15 protein-coding genes are annotated in these 15203 nt (G+C 64.7%); 6 read left to right on the forward strand and 9 right to left on the reverse strand.

What is annotated here, in order from left to right; genetic code table 11:
* The coding region (locus KJ554_01920; GenBank protein MBU0741091.1) for a hypothetical protein at nt 1-361 on the forward strand (361 nt) is incomplete at its 5' end.
* Nucleotides 362-381: 20 nt separating this feature from the next.
* Nucleotides 382-1278 carry a DUF4097 domain-containing protein gene (locus KJ554_01925; GenBank protein ID MBU0741092.1) on the forward strand — a complete coding sequence of 299 codons (897 nt, stop codon included), beginning with the start codon at nt 382-384 and terminating at the stop codon, nt 1276-1278.
* A 63-nt stretch (nt 1279-1341) separates the two neighbouring features.
* On the opposite strand, the gene KJ554_01930 is transcribed toward KJ554_01925, so the two are convergent.
* Together KJ554_01930 and KJ554_01935 are read right to left on the reverse strand one after the other, a co-directional pair.
* Entirely contained in the window at nt 1342-2619 is a 1278-nt protein-coding gene (locus tag KJ554_01930; protein MBU0741093.1) for a T9SS type A sorting domain-containing protein, read from the reverse strand.
* Between the two features lie 24 nt (nt 2620-2643).
* The gene (locus tag KJ554_01935; GenBank protein MBU0741094.1) at nt 2644-2991 is read right to left on the reverse strand and encodes a hypothetical protein; all 348 of its coding nucleotides are present in this window, start codon (nt 2989-2991) and stop codon (nt 2644-2646) included.
* Nucleotides 2992-3359: 368 nt separating this feature from the next.
* Here KJ554_01935 and KJ554_01940 point away from each other — a divergent pair, with 368 nt between their 5' ends.
* A complete protein-coding gene (locus KJ554_01940) occupies nt 3360-3866 on the forward strand; it encodes a cytochrome c family protein (GenBank protein ID MBU0741095.1) in 507 nt (168 codons plus the stop codon).
* Between the two features lie 79 nt (nt 3867-3945).
* Here the strand turns inward: KJ554_01940 and KJ554_01945 are convergent, their stop codons facing one another.
* Nucleotides 3946-5913: a cytochrome b/b6 domain-containing protein gene (locus tag KJ554_01945; protein ID MBU0741096.1), complete on the reverse strand. Its 1968-nt coding sequence runs from the start codon at nt 5911-5913 to the stop codon at nt 3946-3948.
* Between the two features lie 490 nt (nt 5914-6403).
* On the opposite strand from KJ554_01945, the gene KJ554_01950 reads away from it, so the two are divergent.
* Genes KJ554_01950 through KJ554_01960 form a run of 3 tightly spaced genes read left to right on the forward strand, consistent with a single transcriptional unit; the run spans nt 6404 to nt 9664 of the window.
* The gene (locus KJ554_01950) at nt 6404-7375 is read left to right on the forward strand and encodes a DmsE family decaheme c-type cytochrome (protein ID MBU0741097.1); all 972 of its coding nucleotides are present in this window, start codon (nt 6404-6406) and stop codon (nt 7373-7375) included.
* A gap of 36 nt (nt 7376-7411) precedes the next feature.
* Complete coding sequence (locus tag KJ554_01955; protein ID MBU0741098.1) at nt 7412-9238, forward strand: hypothetical protein; 1827 nt, start codon at nt 7412-7414, stop codon at nt 9236-9238.
* Between the two features lie 57 nt (nt 9239-9295).
* A complete protein-coding gene (locus KJ554_01960; protein ID MBU0741099.1) occupies nt 9296-9664 on the forward strand; it encodes a hypothetical protein in 369 nt (122 codons plus the stop codon).
* An 86-nt stretch (nt 9665-9750) separates the two neighbouring features.
* Here KJ554_01960 and KJ554_01965 read toward each other — a convergent pair whose 3' ends face one another.
* The 6 genes from KJ554_01965 to KJ554_01990 all read right to left on the reverse strand — a co-directional run bounded on the left by KJ554_01965 (nt 9751) and on the right by KJ554_01990 (nt 15194).
* On the reverse strand, nt 9751-10392 hold the full coding sequence (locus KJ554_01965; protein MBU0741100.1) for a YgjV family protein: 642 nt from the start codon (nt 10390-10392) through the stop codon (nt 9751-9753).
* 159 nt (nt 10393-10551) lie between these two features.
* Nucleotides 10552-11679 carry a sodium ion-translocating decarboxylase subunit beta gene (locus KJ554_01970; protein ID MBU0741101.1) on the reverse strand — a complete coding sequence of 376 codons (1128 nt, stop codon included), beginning with the start codon at nt 11677-11679 and terminating at the stop codon, nt 10552-10554.
* Between the two features lie 13 nt (nt 11680-11692).
* Nucleotides 11693-12094 carry an acetyl-CoA carboxylase biotin carboxyl carrier protein subunit gene (locus tag KJ554_01975; protein MBU0741102.1) on the reverse strand — a complete coding sequence of 134 codons (402 nt, stop codon included), beginning with the start codon at nt 12092-12094 and terminating at the stop codon, nt 11693-11695.
* Between the two features lie 44 nt (nt 12095-12138).
* On the reverse strand, nt 12139-12507 hold the full coding sequence (locus KJ554_01980) for a hypothetical protein (GenBank protein MBU0741103.1): 369 nt from the start codon (nt 12505-12507) through the stop codon (nt 12139-12141).
* A gap of 18 nt (nt 12508-12525) precedes the next feature.
* Complete coding sequence (locus tag KJ554_01985) at nt 12526-14076, reverse strand: acyl-CoA carboxylase subunit beta (GenBank protein ID MBU0741104.1); 1551 nt, start codon at nt 14074-14076, stop codon at nt 12526-12528.
* 251 nt (nt 14077-14327) lie between these two features.
* On the reverse strand, nt 14328-15194 hold the full coding sequence (locus KJ554_01990; GenBank protein MBU0741105.1) for an SPFH/Band 7/PHB domain protein: 867 nt from the start codon (nt 15192-15194) through the stop codon (nt 14328-14330).
* Nucleotides 15195-15203 lie beyond the last annotated feature (9 nt).

The raw sequence follows: 15203 nt of genomic DNA on the forward strand, positions 1-15203 counted from the left end.
CCCCCGGCGCGCGGGCCGCCTCCGCTGGCTGGCGGCGGCCGCCATCCTGGCGTTGGCGCTGCTGGCCGGCCTGCAGCTCCGCGACCACCGGGGCGATGACCCCTACGACGCCCTGGCCCTCGGTTATTCGGTCCTGCGCGGGGACTGCCTGGCGGGTCTGGAGGATTCGTCCGCCGAACTGCCCGCGGAAACGCGCTCGGCAGTGGATGAAGGTCTCGATCTGATCGATCAGGCCATTCGCGAGACCCAGAGCGCCCTCGACAAGGTGGCGGCCGTGCCCTCGCAGGCCAGCCACCTCGTCGCCGGATACCACAGGAAGATGGACCTTATGCGGAAGCTGGCCCGTCTCACATCACGATGATGAAGAAGAAAGGACACGTCATGAGTGGACGCACCATCGGGCTCCGACTCGCAATGCTGGCGGTCTGTCTGTGCGTGGCCACGACCGCGACGGCCGGAGACAGGGTCGATGAGACGCGCAAGGTCGAGAAGGACGCCAAGATCAGCATCGACAACCTGGCCGGCACCATCGAGGTGATCGGCTGGGACAAGCACGAGGTGCGCATCCAGTGCGACCTGGACCCGAAGGCCAAGAAACTCGAGATCACCGGCGGCGAGGGCGATCTCGGGATCAAGGTCAAGTACCCGCGCAAGATCAGGGGCGAATTCAAGGGCTCGGAATTGGTCGTACAGGTGCCGCACGGTTGTCGAGTGGAGACGGAAAGCGTCAGCGCCGACGTTTCCGTGCGCGGCGTGGACGGCAAGGTGGGGATCGAGTCGGTGAGCGGCGAGATCGCGGTCCGGGGCAACCCGAGGTCTCTGGAGATCGCATCGATCAGCGGTCTGATCGATGTCGACGCCGAGACGGACGACGTGGAGATCGAATCGGTCAGCGGCGACATCTTCCTGCAGAACGTGCGCAAGAGGCTGAGCGTATCGAGCGTGAGCGGCGACGTGGAGATCAAGGCCGAGACCCTCGACACCTTCTCTTTCAACGTCGTCTCGGGAGAGCTCGACCTGACGGCCCGCCCGACGCAACAGGGCCGCTGGAACATCGATTGCCACAGCGGCGAGGTCACCCTCTACCTGCCCGCCGACGTGGACGCCGAGTTCGAGATCGACTCGTTCAGCGGCGACATCGACGACGGCTTCGGGCACGAGGCCAGCCGCACCGGCAGGTATACGCCCGGCAAGGAGCTGAGCTTCACGCAGGGCGCCGGCGGCGCGCGCATCAAGGTCTCGGTCTTCAGCGGCGACGTGAGGATCGTCAAGAGATAGACGAAGGCGGGCGGTAGAGAACGGCCGGCGGTGGCGACCGCCGGCCGTATGCGTATTCGGACCTCACTTGGCCAGGACGACCTTGCGCGACGACACGCCGCGTTCCGTCACCAGGCGGGCGAGGTAGGCGCCGGAGGGCAACCGGCCGCCGTCGTCGCCGCGTCCCGACCAGTCGATCCGCTGCGGGCCCGCATTCCCGTGCCCGTCCAGCAGCGTCGCCACACGGCGTCCGGCCAGATCGTACACCGCCAGTTCGACACGGGCGGCCGCCGCCAGCTCGAAGCTGAAGGTGGTCGAGGGGTTGAAGGGGTTCGGAGCCGCCGCCAGCCGGGCCGGGGCGGCCGGCGTCGTCTCGACGCCCGTGCCGAAGTCGTTGTCGTAGGACAGGACGAGCTGGTCCATGCCGCTGCCGTTGCTGTAGCAGTAGCCGGCGACGAGCACCTCGCCCTGCGCGGTCATGAAGATGTCCTTGGCCTCGTCGGTGAGGTTCTCCGCCCCGTCGTATCGCAACGACCAGTTCTCCGCGCCGAACTCGGGCTCGTACCCTATGGTGGCCACGTCCCAGCTCGTCCCGGTGCCGTCGCTGAAGCCGGAGACCAGGATCTCCCCCTGATCGCCGACGGCCACGCAGTTGGCCATGTCGTACCAGCCCTGGGGACCTTCGTACGTCGATGTCCACAGGGGATCGCCATCGACACCGCCGAACTTGACGGTCAGGTAGTCGCCGGCCGTGACGCCGACGACGATGGGGTTGCCCGCGTCGTCGAGTACCATGTCGGCGGGATCGTCAGCGGCCGTGCCGATGGAGTAGACCTCCGACCAGAGTTCCGTGCCGTCGTCCCCGTCGTACTTGATCAGTGCGATGTCGAAGGAAGTGGAGCCGCCCCAGGTCTTGCAGCAGGCGATCACGTCCCCCGCCGCGTCCACGGCCACCCAGCCGTCGCCGGTCTGATCGTTGACGAGCTCCTGGGTGGCGACCGCCCAGGCGATGCCGCCGGAGGCGCCGTCGTACTTCACGACCATCAGCGTGGCGCTGGCGTCGGCGTTCTGCAGGAGCCCGATGGCGACCGGGTTGTCGTCGGGTCCGACGTCGATGTCCAGACCGCGGTCGTCGAGATGCGCGGCGCCGCCCTCGGTCTCGTCCCACAGGATGTCCCCGGTGAAGGCGTCGATCTTGAAGGTCGCGAACTCGTCCTCGCGATCGGACACCCAGGCCCGGCCCGTGATGTAGGCATTGCCCTGGCTGTCGAGCGCCAGCGCGTAGGTCGATTCGTTCTCGGCTCCGGGCGAAGCATAATGGAGCGACCAGAGAACCTCCCCGGTCCCGCCGTCGAGCTTCACGACGACGATATCATCTCCATGGCCTCAGCCCACGCAGCCGCAGATATGTCCTGCGACCACGAGATCTCCGTCCGCATCCCATTCCATTCCGGATACCATCATGTCCGATTCGTCGAAGGCCGGGATCCGTTCCGACCAGATCTCGACACCCGTATCCACGTCGAGCTTGCGGACGATGATATCGAGGCCCTCGATGCCGTCGTGGCTGAGGCCGGCGACCACGGGGTTGCCAGCGGGATCCGAGGTGACGAAAAGGCCGGAATCGTCGTAATTGCCGCCACCGTCGTAGACGGCGGCCCAGTTGAAACCGGGATCGGCCTGCGCGAGGGCGGGCAAGAGCAGGCAGCAACACAGAACCAGGATCCCCTTCATAGGCATATACTCCTTGCAGCACACTAGGATTTACCTGACGTATGGTCAACCCGGACGAAACCGTCCGGGAACCTGCATATTATAGCAAAGTCGGAGAGGAATGAACAGGTTATTGGCGTCCCGCGAAACGGCACAATCCTGGGATACGGCCGGAAACTGATCTTTAGAACGATATCGAAGCCCCGCGTCGTCATTACGTCTTCAAATATTCTAATTATTTTATTTGGGCACTCCCCGGGGGGCATTACAATTATCACAGGTTTCGAAGGAACTTTCGGAGCTGAGACTGTATTCTCGGGAGAACATCTCTCCCTGACAAGATCCAAGGAGGCTCAACCATGCGGAAGATGATCGTGTTCCTGGTCGCCATGGCGGTCACGCTGTCGGCCTTCGCCGTCTTCGCCGATGAACCCACCATCATCGGCGCCGACAAGTGCAAGATGTGCCACAAGGCCAAGACCGGCGACCAGTACAAGATCTGGTCCGAATCCAGCCACGCCGGCGCCTTCGCGGCGCTCAAGTCCGAGGCGGCCATCGCCGTCGCCAAGGAGAAGGGCCTGGGCAATCCCTGGGAAGAGGCCGCATGCCTGAAGTGTCATACCACACTGGGCTTCCTCGGCGCCGCGCTCGACGAGAAGTCGAAGTACACCGAAGAAGAAGGCGTCAGCTGCGAAGCCTGCCACGGCGCCGGCTCGGCGTACAAGACCAAGAGCGTGATGGAGGACCACGAAGCCGCCGTCGCGGCCGGGCTCGAGCTGGAGGGCGAAGCCAAGTGCATCCTCTGCCACAACGAGGAGAGCCCGACCTTCAAGGAATTCGTGTTCAAGGAGCGCTGGGCCGTGATCGCACACCCGATTCCCGAGGCCGCGGAGTAGACCTCGACCGCGTCCCGCCGACCATGGAGAAGGCCCCCGCACCGCCGCGGGGGCTTTCGCTTGCCACCCGGTCGTCCGCTCAGCCCCGCGGGAAGCCGGAACTGTCCGCCTCGGTCCTGCCGGGCTCGCTCACGGCGCACGCGTCGGATTCCACACGCGTGCGGACTTCCCGCTCGTGCTTGACCAGCTTCACATCGGGATGTTCGTGCTCGTACATGTCCTGGGGCATCATGCCGTGGATCCAGGCCGGATTCATGGGATAGACACCGGGATTGAAGACCGTGGCGTACATGTGCCAGATCAGGATCGCCAGGAAGGCCAGCCAGGCCTCGTAGTAGTGGATCACCAGCATCACGTCCATGAAGCCGCGCGGGAACCACTGGACCACGAGGTTGTCGAACCACAGCGCGAAACCGGTGATCACCATGATCACCGTGCCCCAGATCAGGGCCCAGTACTCGGCCTTCTCCACGTAGGTGAAGCGACCGAAGCGGGGCGTCTTCCCGCTCAGGCCCAGATTGAACTTCATGCGTTGCAGGAATTGCCGGACGTCGTTCGCCGTCGGCACCATGTCCCTGAGAAACTCGCGCCCGCGGGGTGTTATCAGGAAGAAGGCGTGGAAGACGGAACCGAGGATCATCAGCACGGCGGCGCCGCGGTGGATCACGCCGCGCACGGCGTAGCCGCCCTCGCGCCCGAACAGGAGGTGGCTCCACCACGCGTCATAGAAGCGCAGGGAGAAGCCGGTGATCACCAGGATCGTGAAGGACAGCGCCAGGATCGTGTGCTGGAAGACCTCGTTCGGCTCCATGCGACGCACCTGGGGCTTCTTGTTGATCACCTCGTGGATCCGCTTGATCAGGTCGATGAGCCAGTGCAGCACCATGCCGCCGATCACGCAGGCGATCAGGATGGTGTAGATGATCTGGATGATGTGGGCCACGCCGGTGCGGTGGCCGGTGGCCGTCTCGTGTATCGGCTGCCGCGCCACGTCGGCGGTGATGCCCTTGTGGCAGTGGCCACAGGTATTCTGGAGATTCCGGGAGTTGACCGACGAGCGCTCGTCGTCCGAGGGCAGGATCAGGTGCGCCCCGTGGCACGAGGCGCAGTTGGCGACGGTCTTGTCGCCCGCCTTGCTCTTTAGCCCGTGGTACGAGTCCACGAACGACTGCAGCCGTCCGGTGGGCAGCTCGTACTTCTCGTTGAGCGTAGCCGACTCGTGGCAGGGCGTGCAGGTGGCCTCGGCCAGGCGGTAGGGGCTGACCGGCGACCGCGGATCCTGGGTATGCAGGATGCCGTGCTCCCCGTGACAGGTGGTGCAGGTGGGCGTGTCCACCTCGCCGCGCGCGGTCAGCTGGCCGTGCACGCCGTCCCAGTAGTCCTGCTCGATGGCGCCGTGGCACTGGCCGCAGGTCTTGGGGATGTTGAAGTGCGCGATCGTCGACCGCGGATCGTTGGGCGGGAGGATCATGTGCGCCGACCCGCCGGTGGAATGGCAGTCGTTGCAGCTGGCCGCCTGGTGGATGCCGCCGGCGGTCGCCTTGCCGTGCACGCTCTCGGAGTAGACCCGGATGGGATGCTTGAACTTGATGTTCAGATCGTGGGTGAGCGTCGAATCCTCGTGACACTTGCCGCAGGTTGTGGGCAGGTTGAGGGGATTGGTCGTGGCGTCGCGGTCGAGGGACGAGAGGATGCCGTGGGTGCCGTGGCAGTCGGCACAGGAGGGCACGAAGTCGGACTTCCCCACGACACCGCGCCCGTGGATCAGGTAGGTGTCGGCCTCGTCCTCGTGGCATGTCCCGCAGGCCACCGGCGGCAGGTCCTCGTCGTGGGGCAGATCCGCGATGGACGCGTGGCAGTCCAGGCAGTCCAGGTCCTCGTGCACGCAGCCGGCGAGATCCTCCATCCCCACCTCGACCGGATCGCCGCCCGAATCGGCGTGGCAGTCCGCGCAATCCGCTGCCGTGAAATCCTGTGCGGCGCCGAGAGCCGCGCACGACAGGGCGGCCAGCAGAACCTGAAGCGAGACGATATGTTTCAAGCGCATGTGGCCTCCGTTGACAACCGTTGACCTGACATCCGAATTAAGCGATCCGCCGCCAGTCAAATCAAGATCAATCCGATTCTTAACTTGTTGATTAACGCCAGAAACAACAAACACCTAACCTACCATATTAATGGACGTTGTGGGTCGAAAAGCCAGCTTTATATCCCGATCATGAGCGAAAACTCCCTTGCTTTACAGGGAGATACGGAGTTTGTCGTCTTGAAAACCAAAATCATTGTATCTTTTTTCATCGCAACAGGTTACAGGATTTCAACATTGACAAGGCAAACACCGCTGACTATGATCCTGTCAAGGAACATATGGATTGTTTAACAGTGGTCCAGGAATCCCCCTTCGAAAGGGGGCGTTCCGTGAAAGGAGGAGATTGATTCACCAGCGGAGATGTCACCGAACTGTCACGGTACGCTCTGTCAGACCAGCTCGAAGAACCCCGAGGGGTTCCCTTCCACACTCGCAAAGAGGTGAGATGATGAACCGCTGTACCATTCCCAGAACCAACCGCGTTGCCGCGCTGCTGGGAATGGCCATTTTTCTGGCCGCCACGGTAGCGTGGGCCGGCGCTGGATACGTGGGATCGGAAACCTGCCTGGACTGCCACGACGAGGTCGGGGCCGCCATGATGCAGACCGTCCACGGTCGGCTCGCCAACTACCAGTACCCGACCGACGTACACGGCTGTGAAGCCTGTCACGGTCCCGGCGAGAAGCACGCCGACAACGAGGACCCGGCCCTGATCATGACGCCATCGTCCGAGATGGGCGCCCTGGCCAACAAGGCCTGCCTCGGCTGCCACAAGACGGGCGTTACCGTCGACTGGCACCTCGGCGTCCACGCCGATGCGGACCTCTCCTGTGTGAGCTGCCACGCCGTCCACGGCGGCGAGCTGCTCGCGGAGGATCAGACCGAGCTCTGCCTCGGCTGCCACCAGGAGTTCCGCTGCCGCCTGAGCCTGCCGAGCCACCACCCGGTGAAGGAGCACTTCATGTCCTGCTCCGACTGCCACGACGTGCACGGCGAAGGCTATACGGGACTCATGACGGGCGAGAGCAGCCGTGAACTCTGTCTCGAATGTCACACCCAGCACAGAGGTCCCTTCATCTTCGAACATTCGCCGGTCGAGGAGGATTGCATGATCTGCCACGACCCGCACGGCACGGTCGCCAACAACCTGCTGCGGCAGAACGAGCCGTTCCTGTGTCTGCAGTGCCATCAGCCCCACTTCCACACGGCGCTGATGTCCTACGACGGGGAATATGTCGTCCCACCAGCCAACTACGGCGAGAACGGCTCGCCCGCGTACGAGGGCTGGAGTGGCGAATCGCATCCCGACTCGTTCAAGCAGGCCATGCTGACGAAATGCTCACAGTGCCACATGTCGATACATGGCACGGACTTGCCCTCCCAGTCCATTCCGGGACAGGGCCGGGCCCTGAATCGCTAACGGCCCGCGACGCGGACCCGAACCGATGAGGTGACCATGAAATTGCGATGCATCCCAACCTGTCTCGCGGTGGCCGGCCTGCTGGCCGTTACCGCCGCGGCGATGGCCGACGACGGGACGCCCTCGGTCGAGGGCAAGTCCTGCGTCGGGGCTCGCTACTTCGAGCAGACGGGCGCCTTCGACAAGGTGGGAGAATACCTGAGTGACGCCAACGAGGGTGAAGTACAGGCCCACGCCTGGTTCATGCACGACGGCGCCACCGAGAACACCTTGTTCGACGTCTACGGTTACTTCCGGGACAAGGACACCAAGGCATTCGGGATCGACGTGGATCCCGACAGCCGCCTGTCTGCGAACTTCGACTACCTCTCCTTCATCCATCACCTGGACGACGATCTGCTGCAGAACATGCAGGCCCGCGAGGCCAACGCCGACGGCTCGGCCGGCGGCAAGCAGATCTACAGCCACGACATGGATCCGCTGGGCCGGTACTGGTTGAACTACCAGAAGACCGAGGCCAACCTGGAATACGACCTGACTTCCCTCGAGAACGGCAAGATCTACGTGTGCTACGACGACCAGCACAAGAGCGGCTGGAAGCAGGCCCTGACCATCGATCACTGCGCCATGTGCCACGTGGAAGGCAACCGGCGCCTGATCGACGAGCAGACGCGCACGCTGAGGGCCGGCGCCGAGGGGAGCGTGGGCAACCTGTCCTTCGACTACGAGTTCAAGGCCCAGGACTTCACGGACTACACCACGGCCAACACCCGGACCTGGACCCGGGCCCAGCACCCCGTCAGGGGCGGGCTCTGGACCGACCCGAACACGGGCGCGGTGAGCAATTACAACGTGGAGTTCGGTTCGCGACTCCAGTTCGAGGAAGCCGAGGGCGCTTTGCCCTACGCGGCAGGCCCCACGACCGAGAAGCGGGCCCACGAGCTCGGCCTGAACCTCGACGTCAACGCCCGCAACACCCTACGGGGCTCGTACAGCCACAGCCGCACCGAGAACGTCGCCAACGCGCTCTCGAGCGATTTCGACGCCATCGCCGCCGGCTGGATGGCCCGACCCACCAAGCAGACGCGCCTGACCGCCCGCGTGCTCACGTACGAGGTGAAGGCCGACGACGCCGTCGTCGATCTTGATCCGTACCGCGACGGGAGGCCCGGCGGCAGCCAGGACTTCGACTGGACCCGGGTGTCCGCGGCCAACCGCGACGTCCTCCAGACGGATCTGGCGCTGCGTCACATGCTGGGCCAGGGATCGTCGTTCGGCCTCGACTGGCGCCACAAGGTGGTCGACCGGCCCGCCATGGCCCAGAGCCAGACGACGTACTACCTGGACGAGACGTCCGGCGAGAACGTCATGGTCCCGTCGACGCCCTACGCCAGCGAGACCGCATCGGACCGCTTCCGCGCCACCCTGAGCAAGCGGTTTGGCCGCCGGGGCAACGCCAAGCTGTCCTACACCTACACGACTGTCGCCAACCAGTACATGAATCCGGCGGCGATGTGCGAGGACCCGCTGTACGGGGACACGCACAACCTGGCCGGCAACGGGTTCGTCTACTACTTCCAGCGCAGCCGTTACGGCAACGGCGCGGCCCTGCCCAACGAATCGCACCGCATCGCGGCGCGTGGTTCCTACCAGGTCTCGCCGCGCACGTCGCTCAACGGCTACCTGAACGTCGCCTCGGAGAAGAACGACGAGCTCAACTCCTACGAGTACGAGCGCACGATCCTCTCCCCGGGCGTAAACCTCTGGGTCGCCCCCAACGACAAGCTGATGTTGACGATGGGGTATTCGTTCAACAGCGTCGAGAGCAACGCCAAGCTGTGCCCGCCGCTGTTCGGCGGCTGAGCAGGCCACATCGAGGGCTCCGGTTCGGAGCTCGATCATTTCGGTTCCGCTGATGCCATGAGCGACTACACGACCGAATACAACGTGGTGTTCTTCAACGCCATGCTCAACGCTTCCGAACAGTTCCACTTCTACATGGACGTCGCTTACACCAGGTCCGAGGGCTCGTTCACGTCGTTCGGCGTGCTCGGGGCCGACCAGACCGTCGTCAACCAGGATCTGGACTACTCGATGGTGAATGAGTACAGCGACCTCGACTTTTCGATGTTCGAGCTGACATACGGTGTCTCCTTCCGGGTCGATACGAACGCAAGGCTCTACTCGTCCGTCACGTACATGGACCTGACGGACGATCAGCCCTACGTCTACGGCGACCAGGACGGATCTATCACCTACTACAGCGCCGGCATGACAGTGGGTTTCTAGCGGATCGCCGCGGACCCTGCCGGACGCAGGCAAGCGAGGCGGGAGCGCAGACGCGCTCCCGCCTTTCATCTGGACGGCGAAGGACTTCAGATCGCGGCCGCGGTGGGCCGGGCGTACCAGCCATCCCCGAGTTCGGGGACCGCCTCGTAGCCCATGCGCATCAGGTAGGTCCGATGAACGCCCGCGCCGGTGCGCGCCGTGAAGCGCTCGAAGCCCATGCGCGCCAGCCGCGGGCCCCACTCCCGGTAGAACCAGCGAGCGCACTTGAAGTCGCGGTAGGCGGGCAGCACGTAGTCGAGTTCCACATGCAGCGTGTCGCTCGCGTCGGGAGCACAGACGACCAACCCGGCGGGCATCAGGTCGCGCAGGATGAAAACGACCACGGGCGCCTCGAGAGCCTCGAGATCGAAGAGCGGGAAGTGGCTCCGAATGTCGTCGGCATGGAACTTCAGGAAACGTCTCAGATACGGATTGCGCGGGTCGTGCATGGGCATGAGCTCGAAGTAGTCGCTCCGCGATCGCGCCAGCCGCACGAGATAGACGACGTTCACCAGGACGATGAAGGCGCTGACCATCAGTACGGGCATGGCGCCAACCAGGGCGCCGTACGCGGCGAAGAGCAGCGCTCCGGCCAAGTTGAGCAGCCGCAGGCGCACGATGGCGCTCATCATCAGGGAGACCGCGACCAGCGCCGACCCCGCGTATCCGATCCATTCCGTCCAGTCCACATCTGCCTCCGCTGTCGTGACGGCTTCCCGCGTTGCGCCCCGACGGCCCGACGGGGAGGCACAAGGTACGCGTGGCCGCGCCGCGGCACAAACGCGGGCCGGAGGGTTTCGCCCCGGTTCGCCGTCGACGAGGCCGGTCGGCGAGACTGCTTCAAGAGATTACTTCACGAGGCTGGACAGGAAGACGCCGGCCGCCACGGCGGAGCCGATCACCCCGGCCACGTTGGGGGCCATGGCGTGCATGATCAGGAAGTTCTGCGGGTCCTCGCGGGCGCCGACCATCTGGCAGACGCGCGCCGAGTCCGGCACGGCGGAGACGCCCGCGGCGCCTATGATGGGGTTGATCTTGTCCTTGTAGACCAGGTTCATGCCCTTGGCGAAGAGGATGCCCGCGGCGGTGGCGATCGCGAACGAGCCGGCGCCCAACGCGAAGATCTTGATCGACGCCGGCGTCAGGAAGACCGACGCGTCGGTCGACGTGCCCACCGCCAGGCCCAGCAGGATGGTGATGGTGTCGATCAGGGCGTTGCGGGCCGTCTTGGCCAGGCGCTCGGTGACGCCGCTCTCCTTGAGCAGGTTCCCGAAGAACAGCATGCCGAGCAGGGTGATGGCGCCCGGCGCGATCATCGCCGAGAGCAGAAAAGCCACCACCGGGAAGATGATGCGCAGCCGCTTGCTGACCGGCCGCGACGGTTTCATGCGGATCAGGCGTTCCTTGCGCGAGGTCAGCAGCTTGATGATCGGCGGCTGGATGACCGGCACCAGCGCCATGTAGGAATAGGCGGCGATGGCTATGGGACCCAGGAACTCGGGCGCCAGCTGCGAGGATAGGAAGATGGCGGTGGGACCGTCGGCGCCGCCGATGATGCCGATCGAGGCCGCCTGGTTGACCTCGAAGCCGAGCAAGAGCGCGCCGAAGAAGGTGACGAAGATGCCCGCCTGGGCGGCCGCGCCCAGCAGGATCAGGCGCGGGTTCGACAGCATGCACGAGAAATCGGTCATCGCCCCGATGCCCAGGAAGATCAGGGGCGGATACCAGCCCTTGCTCACGCCCTGGTAGATGATGGACAGGACGCTCCCCTGCTCGTAGACGCCGATGTTCATGCCCGGCGAGAAGGGTATGTTGCCCACGAGCATGCCGAAGCCGATGGGTACCAGCAGCAGCGGTTCGTAGTCCTTGGCCACGGCGAGATAGATGAAGACGCAGCCCACCCCGAGCATCACCAGGTTGCCCATGGTGAAATTGCCGATGGCGCCTACCTGCAGGAATTCCCAGACCACATCCATAACGCGCCCCCGGTCAGGAGAACTCGACCAGTTGCTGGTTCTCGCGCACGCTGTCTCCCGCCGCCACGAGCACCTGCTTGACAGTGCCGGCGACTGGCGCGGCGATGGCCGTGTTCATCTTCATGGCCTCGATGATCAGCAGCTCCTGACCCTGCGCGACATCGTCGCCGGGCTTGCACCTGATCTCGATGACGGTGCCGGCGATGGGCGACACCACGCCACTGCCCGCCGTAGACGGAGCGGCCTGTCCTACGGCGGGCGGCGGCGCGGAGGCGGCGGCGGATCCGTGATGGAACGTCCCGGGCGCGCCCAGGCTGGGCAACGCGCCGGTGGGTCCGAATTCGTCGCGCTTGGCGTCGAGGACTTCCACGTCGACCTCGTAGGCGACGCCGTGGACCGTGATCTTAAGCTTCATGTACGACTCCTGTCTTGGCGTCTCGTGGTGCCGGGCAACCCGGATCAGCGGACGCCGCTTCTCTTCTGATGTCTGTCTATGACGTGCGATCCCTGCAGGACCGCCCGGCCCTGCGCGGTCCAGGGGCTTCGCTTGTGATCGCTGGGCATCAGCCTCTTGATGCTGCGGATGCGGTGCCTGCCGCGCAGTACGGTGGCGGCGGCGGCGGCGATGAGAACCAGCGTGGTGGCATCGACCGTCGGTTCCCTGTCCAGGGCCTCCGCGTTCCGCAACTTCTCCTGGTGGCGCCACTTCTCGTCCAGCTGGCGGATCCCGGAGATGGCCATGGCGATGATCAGCTGCACCACGAAGACGATCAGCAGGCCCACCAGCGCCAGCGGGATGTTCCGCAGCAATGTCTCCTGGCTGCCCATGGTCGTCTCCTCGTCCGGCTACAGGGGGATCAGGCCGTGCTTCTTCTGCGGCCTCATCTCGCGCTTGGCCTTGAGCAGCTGCAGAGACTGGGCGACGTAGACCCGCGTCTCGGCCGGCTCGATGATGTCGTCGAGCAGCCCGCGTCCGGCGGCCACGTAGGGGTTGGCGAAGGCGGCGACGTATTCGCGGATCCTCTCGGCGCGCTCGGCCTCGGGATCCGCGGCCGCGGCGATCTCGCGGCGGTAGAGCAGGTTGACGGCGCCCTCTGCGCCCATCACGGCGATCTCGGCGCTGGGCCAGGCGCTGCAGCGGTCGGCGCCCATGTCCTTGCCGCACATGGCGAGATAGGCGCAGCCGTACGCCTTGCGCACGATGATGGTGATCTTGGGCACGGTGGCGGCCCCGTAGGCGAAGAGCATCTTCGCGCCGTGGCGGATGATGCCGCCGTATTCCTGCTGCACGCCGGGCAGGAACCCGGGTACGTCCACGAAGGTCAGCAACGCGATGTTGAAGGCGTTGCAGAAGCGGATGAACTTGGCGGCCTTGTCCGACGAGTCGATATCCAGTACGCCCGCCTTGTGCAGGGGATTGTTGGCGATCACGCCGACGGTCGCCCCCTCGATGCGCGCGAAGCCGACGATGATGTTGGGCGCCCAGTGCTCCTGTATCTCCATGAAGTCGGCGTTGTCCACGGTGAGCTGGATGATGCGGTGCATGTCGTAGGGCTGGCGCGAGTCCTCGGGCACACAGGTGTTCAGCTCCTCCACCGGTGCCACGGCCTCATCGTGCAGTTCGGGGTAGACCGGGGGCTCGTCCGTGTTGTTGCTGGGCAGGAAGGAGAGCAGGCGTCGCGCGATCTCCATGGCGTGCTCGCCGTCCTCCGCCTCCAGATGGACGACGCCGGAGTAGTGGGTGTGGCTGTAGACGCCGCCCAGGTCCTCGGCGGTGACCTCCTCGCCGGTGACCTGCTTGATGATCGAGGGACCGGTGATGAACATCTGGCCCTCGCTGCGCACCTGGATGATGAAATCGGTCAGGGCGGGCGAGTAGGCCGCGCCGCCGGCGCAGGGGCCGGCGATGATGCTGATCTGGGGCACGACGCCGGACATGAGCACGTTGCGGTAGAAGATGCCGCCGTAGCCCGCCAGGGAATCCACGCCTTCCTGGATGCGTGCGCCGCCGCTGTCGTTGATGAAGACGAAGGGATCGCCGGTCTTCAGGGCGTCGTTCATCACCGCCTGGATCTTGCGCGCCGTGGCTTCGCCCACGGCGCCGCCCGCCACGGTGAAGTCCTGGCTGGCCACGTAGATCGGCCTGCCATCGACCAACCCGCAGCCGGTTACGACGCCTTCCCCGGGGAAATCCATGTCCGCCAGCCCGAAATGGGTGCAGCGGTGCTTCATGAACAGGTGCGTCTCCTGGAAGGTGTCGGTGTCCAGGAGCAGGGCCAGGCGCTCGCGGGCGGTGAGCTTGCCCGCAGCGTGCTGCTTCTCGATGCGCACCTCGCCCCCGCCCAGGTAAAGCCGCTCCCTCTCGTCCAGGAGCTTCTCGATTCTCGACTTGGCCATGACGGTCCTCCGATTGCGGTCGCCGCAGGCTCGGGTGTGACTCCGTGGATATGGTCTATGCCCGGGAATTTGTCAAATGTTTGACAGGTCTTTTTCCCCGGGGAGGACGGCTCCCGGAGTCCCCTACTGTACGGGCAAACGTGCGGATTTGACAACTCGTTTGATCAAACCTAGTTAGGGGGAAGCAGCTGGCGGGGTTACAAGCAACGGGGCGGTCCTGGAACCGCCCCATGACACGGGTGAATTGTCGTTCAATCGTCAGTTTTCGTACTGCGGTCCAGGGGGAGCACGCCGGCCATCTCCCCGATCACGTTCACCAGCTCGCTATCCGAGGGAACGACGATCTTGGCGTTCCCGGACAGGGCCTTCTCGAGGGCCTCGAGCTTGCGCAGCAGCTGGGCGTTGCCCACGAAATAGCGATTGGCGGCCTCGTTCACCAGCCGGATGGCCTCTGCCTCGCCCTCGGCCTGCAGGATCTTGCCCTGTTTGACGCCCTCGGCCTTCTTGATCTCGGAACGCTTCTCGCCGTCGGCCTGGCGCTCCACGGCGTTGGCGTAGTCCAGGGCGGCGATCTTCTCGTTCTCCGCCTTGACGACCTTGTTCATGGTCGCCTGCACGTCCTGGGGCGGATCGATCTCCTTGAGCTCGGTCCGGACGATCTCCATGCCCCAGCTGCTGGTCTCCTTGCTGAGGGTCGTCAGCAGCTCGCCGTTGATCTTGTCGCGTTCGCTGTTGGCTGACTTCAGCGTGAGGGTGCCGATGATGTTGCGCAGCGTGGTGCGGGCCAGGTTGACGATCTGCCACTGATAGTCGTTCACGTTGTACTGCGAGCTCTTCACGCTCTCCTCGTCGGACTTGACCTTGAAGTAGACCTGGGCGTCCACGCGGGCGTTCAGGTTGTCGAAGGTGATGATCTCCTGGGGCTGGGCATCGACCATCTGCTCGGTCACGTTGATGGTGATCATGCGGTCGATGGCCGGGATGATCCAGTTGAAGCCGGGATTGGCGAAGCGCCGGTACTTGCCGAGGCGTTCGACGAGTCCACGACGCGTGGGCCGCACGATGCGGATGCCGGCGAAGAACAGGACGACAGCGACGGCGAGGATTGCGAACAACATGTCTTTCCT

The sequence above is a fragment of the bacterium genome (assembly GCA_018814885.1).
Classification (GTDB): domain Bacteria; phylum Krumholzibacteriota; class Krumholzibacteriia; order LZORAL124-64-63; family LZORAL124-64-63; genus JAHIYU01.

Excerpts from the sequence above, each read along its gene's own strand:
- KJ554_01980 (MBU0741103.1), bottom strand. The coding sequence starts at position 12,507 with ATGGGCAGCCAGGAGACATTGCTGCGGAACATCCCGCTGGCGCTGGTG.
- KJ554_01950 (MBU0741097.1), top strand. The coding sequence starts at position 6,404 with ATGAACCGCTGTACCATTCCCAGAACCAACCGCGTTGCCGCGCTGCTG.
- KJ554_01960 (MBU0741099.1), top strand. The coding sequence starts at position 9,296 with ATGAGCGACTACACGACCGAATACAACGTGGTGTTCTTCAACGCCATG.
- KJ554_01990 (MBU0741105.1), bottom strand. The coding sequence starts at position 15,194 with ATGTTGTTCGCAATCCTCGCCGTCGCTGTCGTCCTGTTCTTCGCCGGC.
- KJ554_01975 (MBU0741102.1), bottom strand. The coding sequence starts at position 12,094 with ATGAAGCTTAAGATCACGGTCCACGGCGTCGCCTACGAGGTCGACGTG.
- KJ554_01955 (MBU0741098.1), top strand. The coding sequence starts at position 7,412 with ATGAAATTGCGATGCATCCCAACCTGTCTCGCGGTGGCCGGCCTGCTG.
- KJ554_01935 (MBU0741094.1), bottom strand. The coding sequence starts at position 2,991 with ATGAAGGGGATCCTGGTTCTGTGTTGCTGCCTGCTCTTGCCCGCCCTC.
- KJ554_01970 (MBU0741101.1), bottom strand. The coding sequence starts at position 11,679 with ATGGATGTGGTCTGGGAATTCCTGCAGGTAGGCGCCATCGGCAATTTC.
- KJ554_01940 (MBU0741095.1), top strand. The coding sequence starts at position 3,360 with ATGGCGGTCACGCTGTCGGCCTTCGCCGTCTTCGCCGATGAACCCACC.
- KJ554_01925 (MBU0741092.1), top strand. The coding sequence starts at position 382 with ATGAGTGGACGCACCATCGGGCTCCGACTCGCAATGCTGGCGGTCTGT.
- KJ554_01985 (MBU0741104.1), bottom strand. The coding sequence starts at position 14,076 with ATGGCCAAGTCGAGAATCGAGAAGCTCCTGGACGAGAGGGAGCGGCTT.
- KJ554_01945 (MBU0741096.1), bottom strand. The coding sequence starts at position 5,913 with ATGCGCTTGAAACATATCGTCTCGCTTCAGGTTCTGCTGGCCGCCCTG.